Genomic DNA, 26140 nt, shown 5'->3' on the forward strand with positions numbered 1-26140 from the left:
TGCGCGCCGGCGTCAGTCGATCTCGGACTTCACGACATCGAGCGTCTTGGTGTCGTAGTAGATCTCGACCTTCTTGCCTTCCTTGTTATGGCCATAGATCTCATAGCAGTTGCCGTCGACCTTGAACTTCTTGATCTTGTAGCCCTCTGCTTCGAGCTTGGCGCGCGCGTCCGATTCTTTCATCCACTCGCTCTTCGGATGCGCGGTGCAATCGGCTTTGGCGAACGCCGCGCCGGACACGCCCAGGGCCACACACAACGCCAGGAATTTGAACATCCGTCACCTCATGTGCTGATTTGTCGAGCGGTCACTTTACTTCCAGTCACGGTCGATCGCAAGCTTATTGTAGGGTTCGGGTGTTCCGGGTTTCCGACGGCTTATCTGTCTGCAATCAACCGCCTGTAATCAGCTGCCGAAAAAGATGCTGCAATAGCTGACGGGCCCCGAGCAATTATTGCTCGACGTGCTGTTGCCTTGACGATGAAAAAGACCGCCCGATTTCTGCTGCGCTCCAGCTTGTTGTTTTCCGGCCGTGGCGCCGCCGTAGCTCGATGACGTTGCATCGTTCTGTTGCGTTTGCGCGGGCTGGCTGCTTTCCTGAGCCTGCGACAAAGGGGGGGCAGCAAGCGCCGCTACGATGAGGAAGTTGCGAACAAACAATTTCATAATGCTCTCCAGGGCCGACTTGCCGCAGAAGCATGTCCACGGCGCTTAAGAAAAGGGATAGAAGAAGAAAGTGGCGCCGCGCCGTCAGCGCCGAGCCTGTGCATTGCCGAACGACGTCTCCCATCCCCCGCCGAGTACCTTGCACAAGGTGATGAGATTGGCGGCCGCGTCGGCCTTGCTCTGCTCGAGATTGCTCTGCGCGTCGAGCAACTGCTTTTGCACATTGAGCACGTCGAGAAAATCGACGGCCCCTGCCTTGTAGCGCTGACGCGCAATCGAAAGCGCACGCAGATTCAGCTTCACGACTTCTTCAAGACGTTCGTGCCGCCGCTGTTCGGCGTCATAGACGATCAGCGCATCGTCCACTTCGCGCCACGCCTGCAGCACGGTATGTTTGTAGACGATGGCCGCTTCCTGCTGTTGCGCTTCGCGTAACTGGAGCGTGCCCTTCAGGCGGCCGCCTTCGAAGATCGGCAGCGTGATAGAAGGTCCAACCACAAACTGTCCGGATGCCCAGTCAGCGAGATTCGATAACTGGAGGCTCTGAAATCCAGCGCTGCCGTTGAGCGAAATGCGTGGATAGAAGTCGGCTTTCGCCATGCCGATCGCCGCCGTCGCCGCATGGAGTTGTGCCTCGGCCTTTCTGATGTCGGGCCTGCGCTGCAACAGTTCCGACGGAAATCCGATCGGTACCTGTTGCGGAAGCCCGGGTACATCGTGTGCCTCGTCGAGCGTCTTTTTCAGCGCGCCCGGCTCCTCGCCGAGCAATACGCCGATCGCATTGATGGTCGTTGCGCTGCGCGATTCGAGCGTCGGAATCAGGCTTTCGATCGTCGCTTCCTGTGCCGACGCATTGGCCACGTCGAGATCGGTCGTGACGCCTTCGCGTACGCGCGTTTTTGTGAGCTTCGTTGCGTCGCGGGCAATCTCGAGGTTCTGCTGGGCGATCTGCAGCAACGCCTGCGTGTCGCGCAACTGGATATAGTCGCGCGCGAGTTCGGCTCGCGCGGACAGCAGCACGGAGTTGCGTTCTTCGTACGTTGCATCGCTCAGCGCGGACGCGGCCTCGACGCTGCGTCGAACGCGGCCCCAGATGTCCACTTCCCACGATGCGTCAAAGCCGAACTGGTAGAGATCGTAGGCGGGCGAACCCTTCGAGCCCGGCATGGCCGTTACGCCGAGCGGTGCGCTGCCCGAAGCGGAGAGCGGTTGCTGACTGGTCGGGGTGACGCCGAGCAGCGACAGGATGCCGTTCTCGCTGCCGCGCTCGCGGTTATACGAAGCGGCGCCCGTCAGGGTCGGATACTCGGCGGCACCAGCAACGCGTTGCTCGGCACGGCTTTGACGCAGGCGGGCAGAGGCGGCGGCAACGTCGAGGTTCGCATCGGCGAGCTGCTGTTCGAGCGCGTTCAGCGTGGGATCGTTGAAGAGCGTCCACCACTCGGGATTGAATTCGGACTCAGCGGCTTTGCTCGGCGCCTGTGCGGACTGCGTGCGATTGAACACGTCCGGCGTTGCCGACGTCGGGCGCTCGAAATTGGGACCGACCAGACAGCCGCTGAGCGCGAAGCAAAGCATTACCGCCAGCGCGGGCGTACGGATGGAAAACTCGCGCACATTCATTTCTGGTCCACCCCGGCAAACGTCGCGTCGCTACGCTTGCTGACGGCGACCTCCGCCTCGACCGACAGTCCCACGCTCAGTTCGGATGCCGCCTGCTGGCCCGGATCGATCGTGATCTTGATGGGCACGCGCTGCACGACCTTGGTGAAGTTGCCCGTCGCGTTGTCCGGCGCGATCGGCGCGAAGCTCACGCCCGTGGCAGGTGCCAGACTGTCGATGTGGCCATGGATCACCACGCCCGGAAAGCTGTCGACGGTGATGCGCACGCGCTCGCCGGGCCGCATGTTGGTGATCTGGTTTTCCTGGAAGTTCGCGACGACATACGCGTCCGACAGCGGCACGATCGCGAGCAGCGACACGCCGGGCGTGACGAAGGCGCCGACCCGCACGGAACGCCTGCCCACCTTCCCGTCGACGGGTGCGTGAATCTCCGTGTACGAGAGGTTCAGCCTGGCCTGCTGCAGCGCCGCTTCGGCACGCGCGAGCGCGCCCGCAGCCTTGTCGCGCTGTGTGCGCAGCACGTCGAGATTCTGCTCGGTCGCGGACAGCGCTGCGCGGTCGTGCGCCTGCTGCGCGAGTTGCTCGGCGAGCGTGCTGGCGGCGTGCTGCTGTTCCTGTGTCGTCCCCGCGCCAGCGTCCGACAGATTCTGATAGCGCGCCGCATTCGCGCGTGCAAATGCAATGGAAGCGTCGTCGGAACGCAGCGTGGCGCGCGCCTGATCGACCAGCGAGGGATGCCGCGCAATCTCGGCATCGAAGTTCGCGACGGACGCTTTGGCTGCCGTCACGTCGGCTTGCGCACTGGCGAGCGCGGCCTGGAAGTCGCGGTCGTCGATGCGCACCATCAGTTGGCCCGCCTTCACCTGCTGGTTGTCTTCGACGAGTACTTCTGAAATCTGTCCGGCAATGCGCGGCGCAACGAGTGTGAAATCGGCGGTGACGTAGGCGTCATTCGTGGTTTCGGTGCCCGGATTGCTAAAGAGCTTGATGCAGCCCCAGGCAGCGACGCCCAGCACGACCACAACCGCGGCGACGCGAATCAGTTTGGGGGAAATTCGTGTGACGGATGACATATGAATCGATGATTAGCGGGTGGAAGGCGGCGTCGTGCTCCACGGCGGATAGATACGCACTGGCAGCACTGGAATGAGAAGAAGAACGGTGATGGCGATGACGGCCATCACGCGATAGAGGTCGGCGGACGTGAGCACCACGGCCTGTTCGTGAATGCGATGAGCGAGCTCGCCAATAGTGTGCGCTGCGTCGATGCTCTGACTGGTGATCAGTGCGTGGTTGCCCAGCTGATCGACCAGCATGCTCGAATGGAAATGTTCACGCGTCGTGCCCAGGCCGTCGATCAACGCGGTCGCTGCCACGGTGGAAAACGATTTGATCGAGTTGAACATGGCGGAAGCGAAAGGGCCTTCTGTCGGCGGCAAGCCCGTTGTCACGCCCATCAGGATCGCGACGATCACCATCGGCTGCGCGATGATCTGCAACGACTGCAACCAGTAAAAGTTCTCGCGGATCCACTCGGACGTCATGAAGCTGCCGAGGAAACACGTCGTGGCAACCAGCGAAAGTCCGAACGCCATGATCCAGCGCGAATCGACACGGCGTGTATTCAGCAAAGCGGCCGTCAGAGGAAGCGTAATCAGCAGAGGGATTGCCACCAGCAACGACAGCGGCGCCGTTTGCAGCGGTCTGTATGTGTGAATCTTCGCGAGAAACTGCGCGGGGATCGCCGACACGCCGACCAGCAGCATCACTGCGCCGACAAGCGTGGAAAGACCATGCGAGAAATTCCGGCGATACAGCAATTGAAGCTTGAAGAACGGAACCTCGGCGTACCACTCGTTGATCAGAAACATCACGAAAAGAAGCGTCCCGCCGAACAGCATCACGCAGATGAACGTCGAGTTCAGCCAGTCGAGCCGGTCGCCCTGCAGCAGGCCCATCACGAGCATCGCGACAGCGGGAACGCCGGTGATCAGACCGACCCAGTTGAAAGAGCGGAACCGTTCGAGCTTGACGGGATCTTCCGGCAGGCCGTACTGGATCAACGCGCAGCTGATCAGCCCGAACGGCACGATCTGCCAGAACGCCATTTTCCAGCTCACGTATTCCGTCCAGAGCGCGGCGAGCGGCGTACCGACGGACGGCCCGAAGGTTGCAGTAAGCGCGTAACCGGCAAGCCCGTATAGCTTGATTTTGGGCGGCAGATAGCGCAACGCGACGATGATCAGCATGGGCGGCAGACAGCCGCCAGCGACGCCCTGAAGCACGCGCAACACGTAGAACGTGACCACGTTCGGTGCAAAGGGACACAGGAAGCCGAACACCATCGTAGCGATCACGGCGGCGATGGTGAACCGCTTTAATGTGAAGGTGATGCCGAACCATGGCGCAATGATCATCGTGGCCACGTTGGCCGCTTCGAACAGCACCGTGAGCCAGCTTCCGTCGTCATGTCCGATGGAGAGCGCGCCGCGAATGTCGTTCATCGCGATGGCCGTGACCTGCTCGTTGACGATCGCCAGCAGCGACGCGAACAGCATCCCCACCAGCCCGATGGCGACGCGCGACGACAGCGACGCCTGCGCAGGCGGTTGCTGCACGGGTGGCTGCGCTTCCGGTGCAGGCAATGCAGCGGAAGAAGACGGCGCGACACCCGGCCCGGGTGTTTCAGTCGTCGATTGATTCACAGTCGTCATAAAAGTGCGCTCGCCAAAAGGTCCTCAACAACGCATCGCATCTGGGATGAACCTTCAGACGATGAACGCTGACGGAGACCTCAGGTGTTCCAGGTCAAAGGCCTCGTATTTGTCCCGCGGACATTTACTCGGTTAGTTAACCAGGATTCACCGCGGCTTTCACCGCGCGATGACGTCACTCATTCTAGGAGTCAGATAGGGGTTCTTAAAGTCACCGCATGTGAGGTTTTAGGCCATTTCATTCGAAAATCAGGCCAGTTAAGCATTGCGTGCGATTCAGATAGATAAATGGAAATTGTCCTTTTCCATTGGTTCAATTTTGCGCTTCAGGTGGAATCCGTTTGTGAATGCGCAAACTTCTTACTTATGACGAAACCGCATGAAACCACGTGCCGCGGCTCAGTCAGCATTCCGAATCTGAAACACATAGTTGTACGGGATGTATCGACGGAAAAGAAAGTGCCGGATAGAATCAAATCGTGTCGAAATCAATTCGACGGTTGCTATCAGATTAACTGTTATTGATTGGTGAGCGAAAATGAAATTCTCTGTAAAAGAAACGATTCATTCGGATGATATTTCCCGGATAGAACGGGCAATGAAAAGCGTCGACGGCGAGGCGACAGTCGATGTCAACGTCGGTGCGAATACGGTGAGCGTCGATTCGTGGTTGATGCCTGAAGAGTTCTTCGTCGCCTTCAATGACGAAGACTACAACGTAGCGATTCTCGAAGCCTGAATCTGCGTGCGGCCGGCGGCATTGGCAACCGGCCTCACTCAGCACGCGTCATCGTTACGCGCGGATCGAAACAGCACAATGAAGCCTGCCAGTACGACGAAGGCGACAATCGCAGCGTAGCGGACGATCGCTTCACGGCCCGAGAGCCATCCTGCCGACACCGCCAGCGGCCCACCTACCGCGAGAAACACACCGATCTTCAGCAGAAGAGACGTGAGTCTTAGCCGGAACATCTTTCGCTCCCAATGTTAGACGTCGTGCACACTTCATTGTCGGAGATGAGCCCTGGCTGCAGAAGCGCGAATACGTCACCTTGCAGGCCATTTAGTGCCTGAATTGCGCCATCCGCAGGCTCTCATGTTCACGCGGTGTATCGATCGATATCGGGCCAAACAGCGTGCGTTTGCGGCCAGATCCGGCGCACCGCGTTTCGATGCCAGCAATCCCACATAGAATTGCGAAGCTCACGCGCCTGCGCTGTTGCGAGGCCAGATTGGGAGACTGATCGTTCCACAATCGCATCATGGGCGAACCGGTCTCTCTGCAGATGAATTGAAGTTTGGGAATCAGGATGGACAAATTTCGGGAGATGGAGGTGTTCGTCGCCATCGTTGATCGAGGCAGCTTTACGGGCGCATCCGAGAAGCTCGGCATGTCGGCGCCGACTGTCTCGCGAGCGCTGCATTCACTGGAAACACGGGTGGGCGCGCAACTGATCGCCCGGACTACCCGCTCGATCCGCCCCACAGACGCGGGTGTGTGCTATCTGGATGCATGTCGCAGGGTGCTGGACACCATCGCGGACGCGGAAGCGGATATCGCCGCCGAGCAAGCCAAACCGGCGGGCACACTGACCGTTTCCGCGCCTGTGCTGTTCGGCCAACGCTTCATCGCGCCGCTCGTCAACGCTTACGTGAACAGCTATCCCGACGTCGCCGTCAATGTGGTCTATGTCGACCGTACGACGCGTCTGATCGATGAAGGCGTGGACATCGCGATCCGCATTGGTCACCTCGGCGATTCTTCCGTCTTCGCTGTGCCGTTGGGCTCCGTGAGCCGTCGCACCTACGCGGCACCGGCTTATCTCGATGCGCATGACGCGCCACTTCACCCGAGGCAACTGGCCGTCCACCATTGCGTGTCCTTTACTGGCGTATCGAATCCGCTCGAATGGATCTTTTACGAGAACGGTTTGCGGCTGCCTGTTCGCGTTCGACCGCGGATGATTGTCGATCTGGCGCCCGCAGCCGTGATGGCGGCCGTCGACCGCGTGGGCATCACGCAATTGCTTTCATACCAGGCGGCGCCCGAAGTGCTTAACGGCAGCCTGCAACGCATCCTGGCTGCCTATGAGCCGGAATCGATTCCGGTGAATCTGCTGCACGTCGAGCGCAAGGGCACCAGTATGAAAGTCCGTTCGTTCGTTGAATTCGTTACGGAGAGTCTGCGTAGAAACATCCACCTGCAATTCGTGGACGGTCCAACGACGGCGCAGGCAGGCACTGGTATCGCGGATGTGGCGAACCGCTAGGCCTCGTGTATCGCGAGACGAAGTTCGCGATACGCGGAAACAAGTGCGTCGAGGCTGAACGCGCGGTTGAGCCCGCTGGGATTCGGCAGCACCCAGATGCGTGCGCCGCCGAAGGTAACGGACTGCGCTCCCCAGTCGACGTCGCGCTTGCCGATCAATTCGGCAACGGCCATCTTGCCGAGGAACGCAACGTAGCGCGGCGCGTAGTGCGCGATCTTATGCTCGAATTCAGACGCTGCTGCCTTGATCTCCGCACGGGACAACTCGTCTGCCCGCGCCGTTGGGCGCGCGACGGCCGTTGTCAAACCGCACTTGTACTGAAGCAGCGTACGACCCTCTTCGGGGCTTAATAGCTCAGGCGTAAAGCCGGCAAGATGGAGCGTTCGCCAGAATCGGTTTCCCCGCCCCGCAAAGTGATGCCCCGTCGATGCCGCGCGCAGTCCCGGATTGATCCCGGAAAATATCACCGCAAGGCCGGGTTCGAGAATATCCGGCAGACCTTCGGGGGAATCAGCGTGAGCCATGTAGATTGCGAGGCCTTTTAATAACTTGTTGAGCCGTAAGTGCGAATGCCCCCGAGGGGCAGGCTACGCGAGAGTGTGACGCAGGGCGCAAACTCCGGGAACTCCATGACGTGCCGGACACCGTTCATTCGCCAATCGCATCGAGTTCCAGAGCATGCTCGCTCACCACACCGCGAAAGCGCTGCCGATACTGTTTTGGCGTGACATTGAGCCGCCGGGCGAAGGTTGTGCGCATATGCGTTGCGCTGTGAAAACCACACTTGAACGCGACGGTCTTCAGCGGCGCATCGGTTTCTTCGAGTAGCTTTCTGGCCGTATCGACGCGAACCTGTTCGACGAACGCCGACGGCGTCACCTTCGCGTACTTGGCGAACAGGCGCGAGAACGTGCGCCGGCTGACGGAAACCGCGCTCGCGAGTTGCTCGATCGACAGCACGTCGGTGATGTGGTCCATCACGTAACGCTGCACCTTGCCGATAATGGGATCTTCATCCTTGCGTACGCCGACGTAAGGGCTGTACTGCGACTGCCCGCCTTCACGCTGGATATAGACGACGAGCCGTTTTGCGACACGCACGGCCAGTTCGTGTCCCCAGTCTTCCGCCACGAGCGACAGACACAGATCGATGCCGGCAGTGACGCCCGCGGAAGTGAAGAGGCGGCCGTCGCGGATGAAAATCCTGTCGGGCTGTACGCAGGCCTGGGGAAAGTCGTCGGCGAGACGGCCCGCATCGGCCCAGTGAGTCGTCACGTCGCGGCTATCGAGCAGACCCGCGCGCGCGAGCAGGAATGCGCCATTGCATACCGAGCCATAGCGGGTCGCGCCGTTTGCTTCGCGCCTTAACCAGTCCAGGAACTGGGCGGGCGGTTGAAAGTCGGGCAACTGCGGGCCGCCTGCGACCAACAGCAGATCGCACTGCGAGTCGAAGTCTGCGTAGCCATAGGGAACGGCGAGCTGCATGCCGTTGGAGGCCGTCACCATGCCTGCCTCGAGGCCCACGAAGGAGACCTCATATCGCTGATGCGCGGGGAGAAGGGTATTGGCTTCGGCGAACACATCCAGCGGACCTGCAACGTCCAACGCTTGCACACCATCGAATATGACAACGGCGACTTTCATTTCGTGACCTTCATTAACTGTACGCACGCCCTGCGATTTGTCTGTGATCCACATCCACTTCAACGACTCGCAACGTGCAGTCGTTCAGCTTATCGTAAGAACGCGCGATCACTGTGTCGCAATCAGAAAATTTCAAATGCATTTTTTCCGGAATGCCAGGTTTTCAGATATGGATTCTGACGATGACAGAAACTGCAAAGTCAGATTTCTAACTATTCATGCTGTGGCGGATTGGCGATGGCCGAAGACACTCACAGCTTGGCCTGTCAATGATCCTCTTCGGCACTCGCGCGCGCGCAATGATTGTCAGAATGAAGCCGAAGCCTTCGCAATTCTTCCAGTCGCACATTACAAACGTGCTGGACTAACCGGCGATGCACGGAGAACCCGTCACGCCGATCATCCGCATACTGGTGCTGAACATACGCTGTTCTCGAGTTGGAAGGGATATTGGCCTTTGAATTGGGCAGCTGAATCGACTCGCGCCCGTTTCCATTCGAGACAACCATGACCCGAAACCCAAACGTCGCTACACAAGTTTTCCACAAACCAGAGCAAGCCGGCGAGCCGATGTCGGGTGCCGACATCATCCTGCGCGTGCTGAGCGAACAGGGCGTCGATACGCTGTTCGGATACAGCGGCGGCGCAATTCTGCCGACTTACGATGCCGTTTTCCGCTTCAACGAACTGCATGAGAACAATCCTGAACGCCAGATCAAGCTCGTCGTGCCTGCCAACGAGCAGGCGGCTGGCTTCATGGCTGCGGGATACGCGCGCGCAAGCGGCAAGGTCGGCGTGTTCATGGTGACGTCGGGACCCGGCGCGACCAATGCAGTGACGCCTATCGCGGACTGTAACGGTGATTCCGTTCCCGTCGTCCTGATCTGCGGCCAGGTTCCGCGTGCCGTGATCGGCACGGATGCGTTTCAGGAAGCGCCCGTGTTCAACATCATGTCCGCGTGCGCGAAGCAGGTCTTTCTTGTCACCGATCCGGCAAAACTCGAGCAGACACTGCGAACCGCTTTCGAAATCGCGCGTACGGGACGGCCTGGGCCGGTCGTCGTCGATGTGCCGAAGGATATCCAGAACTGGATAGGGACATACGAGGGGCGCGGAACGCTGCACTTTCGCGGCTACTCCGACCGTCTTCGGATGGTCGCGAAAGGCGCTGATCTCGGCGAAGACAAGCGCGCCGGGTTCTTTGACATGCTCGCTGAAAGTAAAAAGCCGCTGTTGTATGTCGGCGGTGGCGTGATCACGGCAGGTGCGGCGGCCGAACTGCGCCAGTTCGCCGAACGCTACAGTATCCCTGTCGTGACCACGCTGATGGGCCTCGGTGCGATACCGGCGAAGCACGCGTTATCGCTCGGCATGCTGGGCATGCACGGCGCCGCCTGCGCGAACTACGCAGTCGAAGATTGCGATTTCCTGATTGCGGTCGGCGCACGTTTCGACGATCGCGTGGCGGGCGGCAAGCCTGAGGCATTCGCTCCGCGTGCTCGATACGTCGCGCACATCGACATCGACGAGGCGGAAATCAACAAGGTCAAGCGCGCGCACTGGACGCACATAGGCGATGCGAAGGACGCGCTGCTCTCGTTGATGGCCGACGCAACGCATGTAGCGCCACACACTGAGTGGCTTGAACACGTGATCGACCTGAAGCGCAACTATGGCATGAACTACGACAGGAATAGCACGTCGATTCAGCCTCAATACGTGATCGAACGGCTCAGTGAAATAACGGGCGGCCGGGCCATTATCAGCACCGGTGTCGGTCAGCATCAGATGTGGGCCGCGCAGTTCTTCGACTTTGTCGAGCCGAGAAATCTGCTGACATCGGGCAGCATGGGGACAATGGGTTTCGGTTTGCCCGCAGCGATCGGCGCCCAATTCGCTCGGCCGGATGCGCTCGTGATCGATATTGACGGCGACGGCAGCATTCGCATGAATGCCGGTGAACTCGAGACCGCGAGCACATATGGCACGCCCGTCAAGGTACTGCTGCTCAACAACGTGGGCGACGGAATGATCCGGCAATGGCAGCATCTCTATTACGAAGGGCGCTTGTGCGTGAGCGACAAGGCGCTTCATCGCAAGGACTTCGTGATGGCGGCGCGCGCCGATGGATTCGAGTTTGCGTGTCGCGTCGATGCGATCAGCGAACTCGACGAAAAACTCAAGGCATTCATCGATTTCGACGGGCCAGCCTTTCTCGAAGTGATGATCGACCAGAACGCGGAAGTCTATCCAATGGTGGGGCCGGGCCAGAGCTACGCGAACATGATCACCGGGCCGTTCATTCCTTCGCGGAGTGGCAACGAAGCGAATGGCGCGGGCGCAGGGCAACAAAAAGTCGTGGATATGTTCTAGCGAACGGCCCGCTTTCTACCATTCAAACGACAGATTCAAAGGCTCGGTGTTGCTCCGGGCCTTTGCGTTTGCTGCGCGGCTCAGATCGTAGCCAAGCATGAAGAGCGCGCCTTCGACGCGCCTGAAACCCTCGGGCCCCGCACACCACGTTGCGGCGGCCTGTGCGATCGCCGCGGAAAGAATCCAGTTCGCGTGGATATTCACGCGAGCCCATTCCCGCGAGCCAGACGGACCGCCCGAGAGTCGTGCGAATCTGTATGGCCCGTACGACGGGTCACGTGTGTTTCTGTCTCCCTGTCCGGGTGCCCAGCGAAACGCGAGGCTCTCCGGAACGGAGGCGACGCGGCAGTGGGCTTCGAGGCTTTCGAGATATCGTCGGACCAGATAGCACAGCGCGGCGCCGACGCGGCTGTCATAGATCACATGTGCGGGTAATGCAAAAGAGTAGTACTTGGTCCAGCCTGAGTTCATCCTGGGCCAGCGCGTGGATGAGTCCGGGTTGCGGCTGAAGACGGAGACGTCGGGCGCGTCGGATGAGAGTGCGTCGCGGCCATTTCGCAGCACCTGAATCAGCGATGAACCCAACTCCGTCGCCCATCGCATATTGCTTTCATTCGCGCGGGTGCCGCGTCCGAAGCCCCAGTCCATGACTTCGAAGCAGGCAGCGTACGCCCGTTCGACCCCGTTGCTGCTGTCTTCTTCGACGATTGCAGCCTGGACGCAGGCGCGGACCCGATCGACCTCTTTGCGGTTCCCTTCGTAGAAGCGGTAGTCCCACCAGTAATAGCCGAAAAGCGCCTCGAGGGTCGGCGCTTCGATCACATACACCGAGCCGGACGCTTCTTTTTCCACCGTTCCGCGGCACTGCGTTTCGTAGTGCTGGGGCAGTCTGTTCCTCGGAAACGCCACTGGGAAATCGATGCGGATCCGACCAGACAAAACACCCGCCAGGTAAGTGACGAAGCCATCGACATGCCCGTCGTTCAGATAATCATTGCGATGCTGCATACAAGAGGTGAATGGAATGCGACGCCGACGATTAGGGCATCAATCGGGAATAAGAATATAGATTTGTGCCGCCAATCCAGGCCAGGTTGGTTCGATATCGTGCCGCGCGCAAATGCGAGTACTCGCGCGAGAAGCTTGTCCTGGAGTCGGCGAACATTGGCCAAACTTCGCTATGCCGACACCTTACTATTTGGGGGAGCGCGCACTGGGTAGACCCGACTGCGCCGTCGAACATCAGGATTCAAACGTAATGAGCTTACTGGACAGCATCGATTCACCATCAACCTTGCGAGGTCTCGGAGAGAACGAACTCCAGCGTGTCGCGGATGAAATCCGCGCGTTCGTCATCGAAAGCGTATCGGCGACGGGCGGGCACTTCGCATCGGGTCTCGGTGTGGTCGAATTGACGGTCGCGCTTCACTACGTATTCGATACGCCAGACGATCGTCTGGTGTGGGATGTCGGGCATCAGAGCTATCCGCACAAGATCCTGACGGGCCGCAAAGCGGGCATGGCAAGCGTGCGCAAAGTGGGCGGCATGGCCGGATTCCCCTCGCGCGAAGAGTCGCCTTACGATGCATTCGGTGGGGGACACGCGGGCACGTCGATATCCGCGGCCGTCGGCATGGCATTGGCGCTGCGCAATCGTGGCGCGCGTGCGGTGGCCATCATCGGCGATGGCGCGCTGTCGGCGGGCATGGCGTATGAAGCGCTGAATCACGCAGGCGCATGTGAAGCCTTGCCGTTGACGATCATCCTGAACGACAACGGCATGTCAATTTCACCCGCTGTCGGCGGCCTGAACGATCATCTTCAGTCGTTGAACGGCGGTGCTGGCTCAGCAGGAAACAGGCTGTCGTTATTCGAAGCGCTGGGTCTCGACTACATTGGACCTGTCGATGGTCACGACATCCCTACATTGCTCGCCGTGCTGCGCGATGCAAAGACGCGCAGCCGGCCACATGTCATCCATGTCGTGACGCAAAAGGGGCGTGGTTACGACCGCGCGGTGCAAGATCCCGTTGCTTATCACGGGCCGGGTCCGTTCGATCTGGTGAAAGGGTTGACGGCGTCCGCAGGCGGCAAGCGCACCTACAGCCAGGTATTTGGCCAGTGGCTTTGCGAATCCGCCGCAGCGGATGATCGCATCGTCGGCATCACGCCCGCCATGCGCGAGGGTTCGTGTCTCGTCGAATTCGAGCAGCGCTTTCCCGATCGCTATGTCGACGCGGGGATCGCAGAACAGCACGCGGTCACCGTTGCGGCGGGCCTCGCAACGGAAGGCATGAGGCCGGTGGTCGCGATCTATTCGACCTTTCTTCAGCGGGGCTACGACCAGTTGATTCACGACGTCGCTTTACAGGAACTCCCCGTGCTGTTCGCGGTGGATCGTGCCGGTATTGCTGGCGGCGACGGCGCAACGCACCTCGGTGCGTTCGATATCGCGGCACTCCGTTGTATTCCGAACATGGTCGTGATGACGCCGTCCGACGAACGGGAGTGCTATCTGATGCTGAACACCGCGCTCGCCTATCCGGGTCCGTGCGCCGTGCGCTATCCGCGCGCGACGACAGGATCCGAAGCAGTCACGCATACGAACGAGACCATTCCGTTCGGCAAGGGCATCATCCGCCGGTCATCGAATGGTCGTGGCGATCAGCGGGTGGCGTTCCTTGCATTTGGACCGCTGCTGTCGGTCGCCATGGCAGTCGCGCAGGAAATCGACGCAACGGTGGTCGACATGCGTTTCGCCAAGCCTCTCGATGAGGACCTGCTGTTGACGGTCGCGCGCGCACACGATGTCATCGTGACGATCGAGGAAGGCATGGTGGCAGGCGGCGCGGGCGCTGCATGTGCAGAACAGATCGCGGCTGAGGGGCTGGCCGTGCCCGTCCTGCGTCTTGGACTTCCCGATGAATTCATCCGTCACGGCGACCGCTCCAGGTTGCTCGAACTGAATGGACTCGATGTCGCCGGGGTGCTCGAGACAGTGCGCGCATTCATGGGCCGCCGGATCGACGTGCTGGACGTCGCGTGAAGTAGAACCCGTTTTTCGAGTGAACGAGCATGAACGAGCAGACGAAAGATTTTGACACAGCGATCCGCGCATTGGCGCATCCGTTTCGCCGCAAGGTACTGCAGTGGCTGGCCAATCCGGACGAGTACTTCACGGAAGCCGAGTACGCCGCGCTGCGCGCCGTTTCAGTGGGCATGATGCACGCGCGCAGCGGTCTGTCGCAGTCGACGGTATCGGGTCATCTGTCACAGCTCGAGCGCGCGGGATTGATCAAGGCGCAAAAAGTCGGACAGTGGGTATTTTTCTCGCGCAATGAGAGTGCGATCCGCGAAGTGGCTGAATGGCTTTGCGACGATATTGCGAAGATCGGCGACCGGGTGCAGACGTAATCGGGCATGCGTAGCAATCGCGTGCCCGATCGAGGTTACGGCTACGCCGGCCTGGCGCAGAACGCGATCCGCCCGGCGGGCAGGAAAGCTAGCGTGATGACAGCGCCGCCTTTCACTTCAGGAAAGTGGTGACTGCCGGGCGCGGGTGCCGTCCATCCGCCATGACACCAGCCGTTCGGACCCGCGAGCGCTGCGCCTGCGTTCAGCGGCACCACCAGATTGAATTCACCGTACGGGTGTAAGTGGTAATCGCCGCGAAGGCTGCCTTCAGGGTTGTTCTGGTCATTTCCGGTACTGTCCATCAACACGGCTGTGACGCTGAAAAAGAGCGTGTCTTCGCAAGGTCCGCTTAGTCGCGAACGACGATACCGCGGACCGGCGACCTCGGCATCCGCCGCCCAACCTTCCTGCACGCCTTCGGTAATCAGCCGCGACAGGTGTCGATATAGCGTGCTCTCCATACCGTACTTCGTATTCAGCCAGTGCTCGACCTGTTGGCCCGCGGTCATGTCCCTGATCTCCCGCAGAAGAGGAATGAAGCGGAAAAACAGTTCGTGCTTGCTGCTTGCAAACTGGTTCTGAGACATCTCACCTCGTCCTTTTATCGAGCGTTACTCGTAGATCCTGTTGTGGTCGCAGCGTTGCGCCGAAGATCGTCCGCGTCTTTAGATACACGAGATTTCGGCGCTTTTGTGTCGATGGCCAGAAACAAACCGTGAATGTCCCGGAACCGTCGTAGCTGGTGTATCAGCGACAACACGCAATACCTACACTGTTCTTATCGGCGGTCAGGAGATCGCTGGTCCTGGCGGGCACAGGGACCTGGTGGCAGGAGCCACGAGGCATTGCACAAGTCGACGCGGAAAGAGTGGCGCTGAATGCGGCCTTTGTCCGCAGCTGGATTTTGTCTTCGTGTACCTGTGAAAGCGTTGGCTCGGCCAAGGCAGCAACAGGTGCTGTCTCGGCCGGATTTGAGGCAGATATCGGGCGCGAGCCCGGCTGAGGACAGAGTCATCATGATGATGCGAAACCGGAAGAGCTCATTCCTGTTTGGAGGCAACGCTCCTTACGTGGAAGAGCAATACGAAACCTATCTTGCGGACCCGGCGACGGTGTCGGAGGAATGGCGCGGTTACTTCGACGCGTTGCAGGACATGCCGGCCGTCGATGGATCGGATACGGGCGATGTGGCACACGGGCCAGTTGTGTCCCGCTTCGTCGAACTGGCGAAGCAGACGCAGACAGCAGGGCGCTCGGAGCGCGATGTACTGGTTTTCGCGCGCAAACAGGTTGCCGTACAGGCATTGATTTCGGCCTATCGGATGGTTGGGACGCGTAACGCGCATCTCGATCCGCTGCGCTGGACTGCGCCCGTGGCGGTGCCGGAATTGAATCCGAGCTACTACGATCTGTCGCACGCGGACATGAACGCGAAGTTCAGCATGTCGGGCGCGTACTTTTCGGATCAGGTTTCAACGCTCGACGATCTGTTGCGGGCGCTCAAAGAGACCTATTGCGGAACACTGGGTGCCGAGTTCATGCATCTGGCCGATCCGGAGCAGCGCAACTGGTGGCCGATGCATCTCGAGTCATCGCGTTCGAAAGCGAGACTGGACAAAGGTGACAAGCTGCACATTCTCGAACGGCTAACGGCTGCAGAAGGACTCGAAAAATACCTGCACGCCCGCTATGTCGGGCAGAAACGTTTCTCGCTGGAAGGCGGCGAGTCGCTTATCGTGCTGCTGGACGAACTGGTGGCATATGGCGCCACGAAAGGCGTCAAGAGCTCGATTCTCGGCATGGCGCACCGTGGACGATTGAACGTACTCGTCAACATTGTCGGCAAGCCGCCCGCTGCGCTATTCGACGAGTTCGAGGGAAAGACGGCGAATCTTCTCCCCGCTGGCGACGTCAAGTATCACAAGGGCTTTACGGGCTTGTTGCCCACCGCAACAGGGCCTGCGGAAGTGACGCTCGCGTTTAATCCGTCGCACCTTGAAGTTGTGAACCCGGTCGTTCAGGGCATCGCGCGCGCGCGTGCCGAAGTATTGGGCCTCGGAGCGAGTGCGGTGCTGCCGGTTGAGATTCACGGCGACGCGGCGATTTCAGGGCAGGGCATCGTCATGGAGACGATGAACCTGTCGAACACGCGTGGCTACGGAACGGGCGGCACGATCCATGTGGTCGTGAACAACCAGGTTGGCTTTACGACCTCCGACCCGCGAGACACGCGCTCATCGTTCTATTGCACCGACATCGCGAAGATGATCGAGGCTCCCGTCCTGCACGTGAACGGCGACGACCCGGAAGCGGTGATCGCCGCCACGCGTCTCGCGATCGAATTTCGCGCGACATTCAAGAAGAGTGTCGTCATCGATCTGATCTGCTTTCGCCGCCACGGCCATCAGGAACAGGACACGCCCACTATCACGCAACCGTTGATGTATCGCTCTATTGCCGGTCATCCGGGCGTGCGGACCCTGTACGCAAGGAAGCTCGTCGATGAGCAGATTCTGACTTCGGAAGACGTGGACAGATATGTTCACGACTATCGTGAGCGCCTCGACGCCGCGCAATCCGTCGAAGAGAAAAAGCCTGCCGATCAGAAGAACGATGAAGTGAACTGGCCGCAACTGCTGGATGGAAACGTCGGCCGCATCTATTACGCGCCACCCTTGCCCGATCTCGTGCAAAAGCTTGCTACGAAGATCACAACCATTCCGCAGCAGTATTCGCTGCATCCGCTTGTCGGGAGAGTGATGTCTGCGCGCCGCGAGATGGCCGAAGGCAAGCGTCCGCTCGACTGGGGCATGGCCGAGCATATGGCCTTCGCGTCGCTTCTCTCCGCTGGTATCGACGTGCGCCTGAGCGGGCAGGACAGCGAACGCGGGACGTTCAGCCATCGTCACGCGGTGCTGCACGATCAGAACCGTGCGAGCCGCGCCGAAGGCACCTATGTCCCGCTGGAGCATGTGTCGGACGATCAGGGCAGGTTCTCGGTCACCAATTCGGTTCTGTCGGAGGCGGCAGTTTTAGGCTTCGAATACGGGTACTCGGTTGTCCGCCAAAACTCACTCGTGCTGTGGGAAGCGCAGTTCGGCGACTTCGCGAATGGCGCCCAAGTGGTGATCGACAACTTCCTGTCTGCAGGCGCCGCGAAGTGGGGACAGCGCAGCGGTGTGACGATGCTGCTTCCGCATGGCCAGGAAGGCGAAGGGCCGGAACACGCGTCCGCGCGGCTCGAGCGCTACCTGCAACTTTGCGCGCAGGACAATATGCGCGTCTGCCAGCCGACTACGCCCGCGCAGATTTTCCATTTGCTGCGCCTGCAGGCGGTGCTGCACGATCGTGTTCCTCTCATCGTGATGACGCCGAAGTCGCTGCTGCGTCACCCGGAGGCGGTCAGCAGCCTCGAGGAACTCGCCAACGGGCGCTTTAGCGAGATTCTCGCGGAATCGCCCACGAAGGAAGCGGCAGAGAAAGTCGATCGGGTGATCCTGTGCTCGGGCAAGGTCTATTACGAACTGCTGGAGCGTCGGCGCAAATCCGGTAAGGAGAATATCGCGCTGATTCGTGTCGAGCAGTTGTATCCGTTCCCTGCAAAGCAGATTGGTGCGGAGCTGGAACGTTATCCGAATCTGAAGAGCGTGGTGTGGTGTCAGGAAGAGTCGAAGAATCAGGGTTCCTGGACGTTTGTGATGGAGCCGTTGCTGGATATCGTGAACGGTCGTGCGGCGCTGCGCTACGTCGGACCCGAGGCAACGGCATCGACGGCGCCGGGATACAAGTCGATGCATCTGGCACGTCAGGAGAAATACCTGCACGCAGCGATTGAGGAGTGAGGAGGCAATGAAGGCGGGCAGTGACGGATGTCACTGACTCGCCTCTTTCTGGAAAATGAAAATAATGCTCGAGCAACGGGCGTTGCTCGAGGACGTGCTTCTTACTTCGCTCTTACTTCGCCACAGGCATTGCAAACTCCGCGCCTTTGTCGATGTTGTCGGGCCACCGCTGCATCACGCTCTTGTAGCGCGTATAGAAACGCACGGCTTCCTCGCCGTACGCATGATGATCGCCGAATAGCGATCGCTTCCAGCCACCGAACGAATGCCATGCCGGCGGCACAGGGCTTGGCACGTTGATGCCCACCATGCCGATCTGAATCTGCCGGGAGAACGTGCGCGCCGCGTTGCCATCGGATGTATAGAGCGATACGCAATTTCCCAGTTCGTGTGCATTCACGAGTGCGATTGCGCTAGCAAGATCGGGCACGCGAACCACGGAGAGAACAGGCCCGAAAATCTCTTCCCGATAGATGCGCATGTCAGGCTTCACATCGTCGAACAGCGTGCCGCCCAGAAAGAAGCCCGTTTCGCGACCCGGCACGGTATGGCCACGGCCGTCCACGACGAGTTTGGCACCCGCAGCGACGCCCGCCTCGATATAGCCCGTGACCTTGGTGCGATGCGCGGCGCTGATGAGCGGACCCATGTCCAGATCGGGCTCCATGCCGCCGCCGATCCTGAGCGCGCGCACGCGCGGCGCGAGACAATCGATCAGCTCGTCGCCAATGCTTCCGACCGCCACCGCCACCGAGGTCGCCATGCAGCGCTCGCCAGCGGACCCATATGCGGAGTTGATCAGCGCGTCCACGGCCTGATCCAGATTGGCGTCGGGCATGACGACAAGATGATTCTTTGCGCTGCCCAGCGCCTGCACGCGCTTGCCGCGCTTCGCGCTCTCGCTGTAGATGTATTCGGCGACGGGCGTCGATGCGACAGCCGACATCGCAGCGACGTCGGGGTGCTGCATCAACGCGTCGACGACGGCCTTGCTGCCATGCAGGACGTTGAATACCCCTTTGGGAAAGCCCGCTTCGATAAACAGTTCGGCAAGCCGGATCGATGCGGAGGGCGTGCGCTCGGAGGGCTTCAGGATGAACGTATTGCCCGTCGCGGCTGCCATCACGAACATCCAGCACGGCACCACCATCGGGAAGTTGAACGGCGTGACACCGGCCGCCACGCCGATGGGCTGACGCAGATTCCAGTTGTCGATCCCACCGCTGATCTGATCGGTGAATTCGGTTTTCAACAGGTTCGGAATGCCGCACGCGAATTCGACGATTTCGATGCCGCGCATGACTTCGCCTTTCGCATCTGAAAACAGTTTGCCGTGGTCGCGCGTAATGAGTTCGGCGAGTTCGTCGCTATGTGCCTCTAGCAGTTCCTTGAATTTGAACATCAAACGTGCGCGCTTGATCGGTGGTGTTTCGCTCCATGCCGGAAATGCCGCTTTGGCGGCAGCGACCGCGGCATCGACTTCGGCGGCGCTCGCAACGGGCACACGCGCCGTTACGCGCCCGAGCGCCGGATCGAATACTTCGGCAAACGATCCGCTCGCGCCACGGACGCGTCGACCGTCGATGAAATGACTCAGTTCGCGTACTGCAATTTGATCTGCTTCGCTCATACCTGCTCCTGGCGAGGATGCTGCGGCTTACCGCATTGATCCTCAGGTGTTCGAACAACGGCCGCGGCGCATACGCCGACCGGCCACATGGCTTCAGTACATGCCAATGTAGGCGTATTCAAGCGGATTTCGTACAGCGCATCGGACACAACAGTCTTTCGTTGCGCTCATAAATCGGCCTTTGGCGAAATGACTTTCGGCGTTACTCCACAAACAGTTAATCCAGAGATTGGGTATGGCGTGTGGGATGGAACACAAATGTGTTCTAAATATGACCCGGCAGAACGTCTTTAAAAATACAAAGACGCTTCTCGCGTACATGGCCCGCACGCGTCAGCGCTGCTTTTAAGGGGTATCGGTCGCCGTCCATCTTGCGCACGGCGACTTCTCTGCTTTCCGTCCGGCGAAAGCTGCCAAACGCGATGGAGGCGTCGAATGAGCGACCAGACAGCAAACGGGTACACCAGCAACGCGCAATCCGGCGAATGCTGGCTGTTGCGGCGCGACCTGGCGGCGAGGATCGCCGAAGCGGAACATATGGTTTCGTGCGCGATGCGCGCTGGCATCGACGTCAATGCCGACGATCTGGCCGTCGTACGGCGTGCGCGTCACGCGTTCTGGCATCGCAGCGGTTCGGAGTCGCTTGAAATCGCGCTGCACGCGGCTGTCACGCGCATTGCCAAACTCGTTCATTACCCGAGTATCCAGGTTGCCGAAGATCTTCGACGCGCCGATGACATGATGTCCCACGCTGCGTTCTCAGGCAAAGACATCGCGCCGGACGACGTGCAGGCCTTGTCGGCGGCACGCACTGCGCAAGCCAGCCGCGCGTGGGAGCCAGCCGTCGAATCCGCGTTTTATCCCGCGGCTGACCGTATTGCTCACGCGATTGCGCCCGTGGTCGCCAATAACGTCGGCGCGCCCGCCAGACTGGGCTCGCAGCGGACGGTGCGGATATACACATGGATGACCGTCTTTCTGACGCTGGTTGTCGTCTTGCTGTCGTGCCTGTTCTTCGTGGTGAACCAGCTGACCGAAAACGTGCTGCAGACAGTCCAGAAAAATGATGAAGGCGCGATGGTGCTGCATAACCAGCTGGTGAGCTACGGCGCGAATATCGTTCAGGTCAAACAGAAGAATGACCGGGAATTGCGGGTTTTGAAGGTGCAGGCGAGCGACGAAGGCAGGTTGCTGGACGCAGAAGAAAAGGAGGCAGCCGAATTGCAGACGCTAAGCAACTCCCAGCAGGCACTGCAGATCAAGGAAAGTTTGCAGCGTTTTGCAACCAACAACCGACAGCTGTTCAACGACGTGCATCGCATACGCCAGATCGGTCGCTTCCTGAATCTGCCCGTCACCAATCGTTATACGGAGCGTGACCCCGATTGCAGTCCGTCTGCATCGAAAGTCGCGGCTACTGCCGATGCAGCTTCGGGCTCTCGCACTTCGGACTGGATGTGCGACAGGAAACGGATCCGTGACAGCCTTGAAATCAAGATTCCGATGCTCGAATTGAGTGCAATCGAAAAGCCTGCCACCAATGGCAGCAATGCGAGCAACGTACCGGCACAGCCGGAAAGCGTCATACAGGATGGCTTGATCAAGATCGCCGCGTATCAGGACATTCGCGCAATGGCGCTATACGGGCGCGATGTCATTCTTTCACTCGTCGGTGCAATGACGGGCTTCGTGCTGCCTGTTATCTATTCGTGGCTGGGCGCGTGCGCGGCGATTCTGCGCAAGATCAAGACCGAATGCGAAACCTGCCAATACCATCCTCAGTCTTCGAAGATTGCATATCGATCGCACGTCACGTGCGCGATTATCGTTGGCATAGCAATTGGGCTGTTCAGTGGTCTCGTACAGGGCAACGGAAATATCTCGCCATTGGGCATTGCGTTTGTCGCGGGCTATGCTTCGGAGAAGTTCTTCTACTTCGTCGAACGGCTTGTCGACGTGATGTTCCCAACGCATGCACCCGTTACGCCGCTTCAAAAGGAAAGCGATGCGGCGGGTTCCGCGAAGGCCGCACCGAATAAAGGTGCGATAGCGAAGTTGTCGACCACATAGCAGCACACAATCAACGTCACGCGAGGGTATTGTCCAGCGCGAGGTCATCGGTTGATGCGAGAATTGCATCTTGTCCGTTGACTCATGTTTGGAGAACTCGCGTGCACGACTTTCCGCGTGTCAATCCCGTTCGCCTGCTCGACGATCTCAAGACGCTGCGGCGTTTCGGCGCCAACGGAACGGGCGTCGTGCGCCTCTCGCTTTCTCCTGTCGATATCGAAGCGCGTCGCTGGCTCGCGGCGCGCATGACGGATGCCGGTCTCGATGCGACTGTCGATGGCGTGGGCACGGTGTTCGGGCGCTCGCGCAAGTCAGGTCCCGCGCTCGTGATCGGCTCGCACACCGATACGCAACCGACAGGCGGATGGCTCGATGGCGCGCTCGGCGTGATCTACGGCCTGGAAATCGCGCGTGCGCTCGACGAATGCGTCGCCACTCACGACTTCGCGGTCGACGTCGCATCGTGGATCGACGAAGAAGGCACGTTTTCGAGCTTCCTCGGCAGTCGCAGTTTCACACGCGAAGCAATCGATACGTCGTTACAGCACGCGCGAAATCGTGAAGGCCTGGTGCTGGGTGATGCGCTCACGCAGGCTGGCCTCTCGAATGTCCCGCGCGTGACGCTCGACCGTGCGCGACAACGCGCGTATCTCGAACCGCATATCGAGCAGGGCGGGCGGCTCGAATCGTCGGGAAAGTCGATTGGTGTCGTGACGACGATTGTCGGCATCCGCGAGTTTCAGGTGCGCTTCACCGGGCAGCGCAATCACGCGGGCACGACGCCGATGGCGATCCGGCGCGACGCGGGTGCCGCGCTGGTTGCGTTCATCGCGCGTATCGACAGTGCGTTCGCTCAGCTGGCGGATGCGGATACCGTGTGGACCGTCGGCCGGATCGATCTCGATCCCGGCTCGTTCAGCGTAGTGCCGGGCAAGGCGGATATGTTCCTGCAGTTCCGCGACGGCAACGCCGGCCGGCTTCATGCGATGGAACGCGCGCTCATTACGTTAGTGGACGAATGGAATGCGCAGCACGCCGTGCGCGCTGAACTGATAGCGTGCGATGGTCCAGAGGAACCCGTCGTGATGGATCCGGCGTTGCAGGAGCACATTGCACGAGCGGCCGAAGCCGTCGCGCCGGGCGAGTGGGTCCACATGCCGAGCGGCGCATCGCACGACGCGCAGGTGATCGGGCATCACATTCCTGCCTGCATGCTGTTCGTGCCGAGCATTGGCGGCGTCAGCCATGACTTCATCGAAGATACGGCCGACGCGCATATCGTGCTGGGTTGCGAAGTGGCGGCGCGGGCGGCCGCCGGGATCGTGGAGGCGTTGCGGTGCGAGGCGTTATAAAGGACTCGTTGTGCGCCTATGACCCCGCCCGGTGTTATCGACAGAACTGCAGGATAGCGTCGGCGACCGCCTGCGGCGTTTCTCGCTGCGGGAAGTGGCCCACACCGTCGAGCACCTTCCGCTCATAGCGCCCGACGAAGCATGCCTCGCGACCTTTGGAGCTGTCCGGATGGTTGCAGGTGTCGTCTCCGCCGTGCAGCACCAGCGTTGGCACCGCTAGCCTCGGCGCGGGGTTCAGCCGAGCCTCGTCTTCGGCATAAGCAGGGTCGCCATCGACAAAGCCCCAGCGGTGGCGATACGAATGGAGCACGATCTCGGCCCAATCGTCGCCTTCGAATGCCTGCGCCGCTTCGTCGAAGTCCGCCTGGACATACCAGCCGTCGGGCGCCCAGGTATCCCACATCTGCCGGGCGAAGGCTTCGCGCTCGTTGCGCACCACGTGCTCGCCGCGCGGCGTGGCCATGAACCAGTGATACCAGTAGTTGCGCGCCTGCTGCCGCGATAGCGGCTGGTCCGGCGCATTGGTGCCGTAGCCCACGGATAGCATCGCCAGATGCGATGCCACGCCTTCTTGCAGGCCGCACGCATTGGCCGCCGCGCGTGCGCCCCAGTCATGTCCGACCAATACGGGCTGCTCCAGCTTCAGCACGTCGATGAAATCCAGCAGATCGCGGCCCAACGCGGCCAGTTGCCCGCTGCGAGGCGTGGCCGTGTCTCTGAAGCGGGTTGGCGCGAAGCCTCGCAGCGCCGGCGCGAGCACGCGATAACCCGATGCCGCCAGAACGGGTGCCACGCGCTTCCAGCACTGCGGGCTATCGGGCCAGCCATGCAACAGCACGGCGGTGCGCGGACCCTGCGGGTTCCACTCGAGATAGGCGATGTCGAGCCGCCCGGTGGCGGCATAACGGTAGGTGCTCATGGTTGTCCTCGTGCAAACTGGGATGTGCCACGATAGCTCGACGTCTCGTGCCGATTGGTGAATAATCGTCGTTCATTGATGATGTTTCGTGTCGAATAATCTGATGGATATTTCACCCACTGCAGACGGAGCGCCGCTCGATACCGTGTTGCTGCGCACCTTTCTCGAAGTCGTCGATAGCGGCAGCTTTGCCACGGCCGCCGAGCGTCTGGCGCTCACGCCTTCCGCCGTGAGCGGACATATCAAGCGCCTGGAGCAGATCGCCGGCGTCAGTCTGCTTGCACGCACCACCCGCCGGCTGGAGTTGACTCAGGCGGGCGAGACCTTGTACGCCTACGGCCGCAACATCCTGGATCTGGAACGCGAGGTACGCGCGAAACTGCGCGGCGCGCCGCTGCGCGGGCTGCTGCGGGTCGGCGCGTCGGAAGATTTTGCTGGCACGTGGTTGCCTCAGGTATTGCAGCGCTTTCGTCAGTGGCATCCCGAGGCGACGATCGACCTGAAAGTCGGCATCACGGCCGACCTGTTGCGCCAGCAGGAGCGCGGTCGTCTGGATCTCGTGTTCGGCAAGCAATGCAGCCGTGTGGGAAGAGGCGGCGAACTGTTGTGGGAAGAACCGCTCGTCTGGGCCTTCGCCGAAGATCAGGCGCTGGATCTCGAGCAGCCAGTGCCGCTGGCCGTGTTTCCTGATCCATGCATCTATCGCGAGTCGTCAATTGGGGCGCTGAACAAGTCGGGCCGGGCGTGGCGCGTGGTGTTCGAGAGCAGCAGCATGGCGGGCTGCCTGTCGGCAGCGCGTTCGGGCTTTGCGGTGACGGTCATCGCCGATAGTCAGCGGGCCGAAGGCTTGCGCGTGCTGGGGAGCAAGGAGGGGCTGCCTGCGCTGCCCGTCGCGCGGTTTTTTGCCTTTGCCCGTTCGGATACACCCGCCAGTGCAGCGCTGATCGACGCGGCACGCCGCGCAGGCCAGCAGGGCCGGTTTAGTCCGCGCACACTTCGCGGTTGACTGGCATAGCGGCGCGTTCGTTGTTGGAGAACTTCTCGCGGCGCAAGCATGCAGCGTCCTTCACGTGGCGCCTTGAGAGAGCGCTCACCGCTTCGTCACTGACAGGTACGCGGCGACCTCGTTGATCTGCTGTTCGTCGAGCGCGGCGGCGACGGCCTTCATCGTGCCGGGCTTCGGGGTATGTTCCTTCGCGCGCGCCTGGAACGCATGGATCCGGGCGATCGTGTAGTCAGCCGGCTGACCCGCGATGGCAGGGAAGTGCGCACCGTTGCCCTTTCCACCCGCACCGTGGCAACTGAAGCAGGCGGGTACGCCGGGTGCGCCCAGCTCGGTCAGTTGCTTTCCCGCCGTCAGAACCGCTGATGAAGGTTGTGCAGGCGTCTCGACGGCGATTGGCGTGGGCGCGGGCTGGTTTTGCGCGGCGACGCAGGTGATCGTGTATGCGCAGACGGATAGCGTTGCGCACACGCGAGCAATGGTGACGAAGAACGGGCGAGCGTACCTGTGCGTACCTTGCGAGCTCGGGTTGTCCATCGTTAGCTTTGTAATGAGCATGAATCGACACGTGCGGGATGGTGGGTGAGCTTGTACGGTAGGGACAGGCAGGGAACCGGAAG

22 protein-coding genes are annotated in these 26140 nt (G+C 60.4%); 9 read left to right on the forward strand and 13 right to left on the reverse strand.

Annotated elements, in window-relative coordinates; genetic code table 11:
- Nucleotides 1-12: 12 nt before the first annotated feature.
- The 5 genes from G3O01_RS15185 to G3O01_RS15205 form a co-directional block, all read right to left on the reverse strand.
- Nucleotides 13-276, reverse strand: coding sequence for a PepSY domain-containing protein (locus G3O01_RS15185; protein WP_205805939.1), 264 nt, complete (start codon nucleotides 274-276; stop codon nucleotides 13-15).
- Nucleotides 277-405: 129 nt separating this feature from the next.
- On the reverse strand, nucleotides 406-666 hold the full coding sequence (locus G3O01_RS15190) for a hypothetical protein (RefSeq protein ID WP_205805941.1): 261 nt from the start codon (nucleotides 664-666) through the stop codon (nucleotides 406-408).
- A gap of 84 nt (nucleotides 667-750) precedes the next feature.
- Nucleotides 751-2289: an efflux transporter outer membrane subunit gene (locus G3O01_RS15195; RefSeq protein ID WP_205805943.1), complete on the reverse strand. Its 1539-nt coding sequence runs from the start codon at nucleotides 2287-2289 to the stop codon at nucleotides 751-753.
- The gene (locus G3O01_RS15200) at nucleotides 2286-3362 is read right to left on the reverse strand and encodes an HlyD family secretion protein (protein WP_205805945.1); all 1077 of its coding nucleotides are present in this window, start codon (nucleotides 3360-3362) and stop codon (nucleotides 2286-2288) included. Before G3O01_RS15200 ends, G3O01_RS15195 begins: the two co-directional genes overlap by 4 nt.
- Nucleotides 3363-3374: 12 nt before the next feature.
- On the reverse strand, nucleotides 3375-5003 hold the full coding sequence (locus G3O01_RS15205; RefSeq protein WP_205805947.1) for an MFS transporter: 1629 nt from the start codon (nucleotides 5001-5003) through the stop codon (nucleotides 3375-3377).
- A 598-nt stretch (nucleotides 5004-5601) separates the two neighbouring features.
- On the opposite strand from G3O01_RS15205, the gene G3O01_RS15210 reads away from it, so the two are divergent.
- Complete coding sequence (locus G3O01_RS15210; protein WP_346779189.1) at nucleotides 5602-5742, forward strand: hypothetical protein; 141 nt, start codon at nucleotides 5602-5604, stop codon at nucleotides 5740-5742.
- A gap of 38 nt (nucleotides 5743-5780) precedes the next feature.
- On the opposite strand, the gene G3O01_RS15215 is transcribed toward G3O01_RS15210, so the two are convergent.
- On the reverse strand, nucleotides 5781-5975 hold the full coding sequence (locus G3O01_RS15215) for a hypothetical protein (RefSeq protein ID WP_205805950.1): 195 nt from the start codon (nucleotides 5973-5975) through the stop codon (nucleotides 5781-5783).
- A 338-nt stretch (nucleotides 5976-6313) separates the two neighbouring features.
- Here G3O01_RS15215 and G3O01_RS15220 point away from each other — a divergent pair, with 338 nt between their 5' ends.
- A complete protein-coding gene (locus G3O01_RS15220) occupies nucleotides 6314-7273 on the forward strand; it encodes a LysR family transcriptional regulator (protein WP_205805951.1) in 960 nt (319 codons plus the stop codon).
- Here G3O01_RS15220 and mug read toward each other — a convergent pair.
- Both mug and G3O01_RS15230 read right to left on the reverse strand, forming a co-directional pair.
- Nucleotides 7270-7797 carry a G/U mismatch-specific DNA glycosylase gene (gene mug / locus G3O01_RS15225; RefSeq protein WP_205805952.1) on the reverse strand — a complete coding sequence of 176 codons (528 nt, stop codon included), beginning with the start codon at nucleotides 7795-7797 and terminating at the stop codon, nucleotides 7270-7272. The two genes, G3O01_RS15220 and mug, sit on opposite strands and share 4 nt — an antisense overlap.
- Nucleotides 7798-7921: 124 nt before the next feature.
- On the reverse strand, nucleotides 7922-8917 hold the full coding sequence (locus G3O01_RS15230; RefSeq protein WP_205805953.1) for a GlxA family transcriptional regulator: 996 nt from the start codon (nucleotides 8915-8917) through the stop codon (nucleotides 7922-7924).
- Nucleotides 8918-9424: 507 nt separating this feature from the next.
- Here G3O01_RS15230 and ilvB point away from each other — a divergent pair.
- Nucleotides 9425-11290, forward strand: a complete 1866-nt coding sequence (gene ilvB, locus G3O01_RS15235; protein ID WP_205805954.1) for a biosynthetic-type acetolactate synthase large subunit — start codon at nucleotides 9425-9427, stop codon at nucleotides 11288-11290.
- 15 nt (nucleotides 11291-11305) lie between these two features.
- Here ilvB and G3O01_RS15240 read toward each other — a convergent pair whose 3' ends face one another.
- Nucleotides 11306-12142: a hypothetical protein gene (locus G3O01_RS15240; protein ID WP_346779190.1), complete on the reverse strand. Its 837-nt coding sequence runs from the start codon at nucleotides 12140-12142 to the stop codon at nucleotides 11306-11308.
- 406 nt (nucleotides 12143-12548) lie between these two features.
- Here G3O01_RS15240 and dxs point away from each other — a divergent pair, with 406 nt between their 5' ends.
- Complete coding sequence (dxs, locus tag G3O01_RS15245) at nucleotides 12549-14336, forward strand: 1-deoxy-D-xylulose-5-phosphate synthase (protein WP_205805956.1); 1788 nt, start codon at nucleotides 12549-12551, stop codon at nucleotides 14334-14336.
- Nucleotides 14337-14365: 29 nt separating this feature from the next.
- Nucleotides 14366-14704, forward strand: coding sequence for a helix-turn-helix transcriptional regulator (locus G3O01_RS15250; RefSeq protein WP_205805958.1), 339 nt, complete (start codon nucleotides 14366-14368; stop codon nucleotides 14702-14704).
- 41 nt (nucleotides 14705-14745) lie between these two features.
- On the opposite strand, the gene G3O01_RS15255 is transcribed toward G3O01_RS15250, so the two are convergent.
- The gene (locus tag G3O01_RS15255) at nucleotides 14746-15291 is read right to left on the reverse strand and encodes a DUF4863 family protein (protein ID WP_205805960.1); all 546 of its coding nucleotides are present in this window, start codon (nucleotides 15289-15291) and stop codon (nucleotides 14746-14748) included.
- 429 nt (nucleotides 15292-15720) lie between these two features.
- Here G3O01_RS15255 and G3O01_RS15260 point away from each other — a divergent pair, with 429 nt between their 5' ends.
- The gene (locus G3O01_RS15260) at nucleotides 15721-18546 is read left to right on the forward strand and encodes a 2-oxoglutarate dehydrogenase E1 component (RefSeq protein WP_205805962.1); all 2826 of its coding nucleotides are present in this window, start codon (nucleotides 15721-15723) and stop codon (nucleotides 18544-18546) included.
- Between the two features lie 112 nt (nucleotides 18547-18658).
- On the opposite strand, the gene G3O01_RS15265 is transcribed toward G3O01_RS15260, so the two are convergent.
- Nucleotides 18659-20176, reverse strand: a complete 1518-nt coding sequence (locus tag G3O01_RS15265; RefSeq protein ID WP_205805963.1) for a CoA-acylating methylmalonate-semialdehyde dehydrogenase — start codon at nucleotides 20174-20176, stop codon at nucleotides 18659-18661.
- Nucleotides 20177-20611: 435 nt separating this feature from the next.
- Here G3O01_RS15265 and G3O01_RS15270 point away from each other — a divergent pair, with 435 nt between their 5' ends.
- Both G3O01_RS15270 and G3O01_RS15275 read left to right on the forward strand, forming a co-directional pair.
- Nucleotides 20612-22246 carry a hypothetical protein gene (locus tag G3O01_RS15270; RefSeq protein ID WP_205805964.1) on the forward strand — a complete coding sequence of 545 codons (1635 nt, stop codon included), beginning with the start codon at nucleotides 20612-20614 and terminating at the stop codon, nucleotides 22244-22246.
- Nucleotides 22247-22347: 101 nt separating this feature from the next.
- Entirely contained in the window at nucleotides 22348-23598 is a 1251-nt protein-coding gene (locus tag G3O01_RS15275; RefSeq protein WP_205805965.1) for a Zn-dependent hydrolase, read from the forward strand.
- A gap of 34 nt (nucleotides 23599-23632) precedes the next feature.
- On the opposite strand, the gene G3O01_RS15280 is transcribed toward G3O01_RS15275, so the two are convergent.
- Complete coding sequence (locus G3O01_RS15280) at nucleotides 23633-24517, reverse strand: alpha/beta hydrolase (RefSeq protein WP_205805966.1); 885 nt, start codon at nucleotides 24515-24517, stop codon at nucleotides 23633-23635.
- Nucleotides 24518-24620: 103 nt separating this feature from the next.
- Here G3O01_RS15280 and G3O01_RS15285 point away from each other — a divergent pair, with 103 nt between their 5' ends.
- Entirely contained in the window at nucleotides 24621-25523 is a 903-nt protein-coding gene (locus G3O01_RS15285) for a LysR substrate-binding domain-containing protein (protein WP_205805967.1), read from the forward strand.
- Between the two features lie 84 nt (nucleotides 25524-25607).
- Here G3O01_RS15285 and G3O01_RS15290 read toward each other — a convergent pair whose 3' ends face one another.
- The gene (locus G3O01_RS15290) at nucleotides 25608-26078 is read right to left on the reverse strand and encodes a c-type cytochrome (RefSeq protein ID WP_241023971.1); all 471 of its coding nucleotides are present in this window, start codon (nucleotides 26076-26078) and stop codon (nucleotides 25608-25610) included.
- Nucleotides 26079-26140 lie beyond the last annotated feature (62 nt).

Source organism: Burkholderia sp. Ac-20365 (genome assembly GCF_017104715.1).
Taxonomy (GTDB): Bacteria; Pseudomonadota; Gammaproteobacteria; order Burkholderiales; family Burkholderiaceae; genus Paraburkholderia.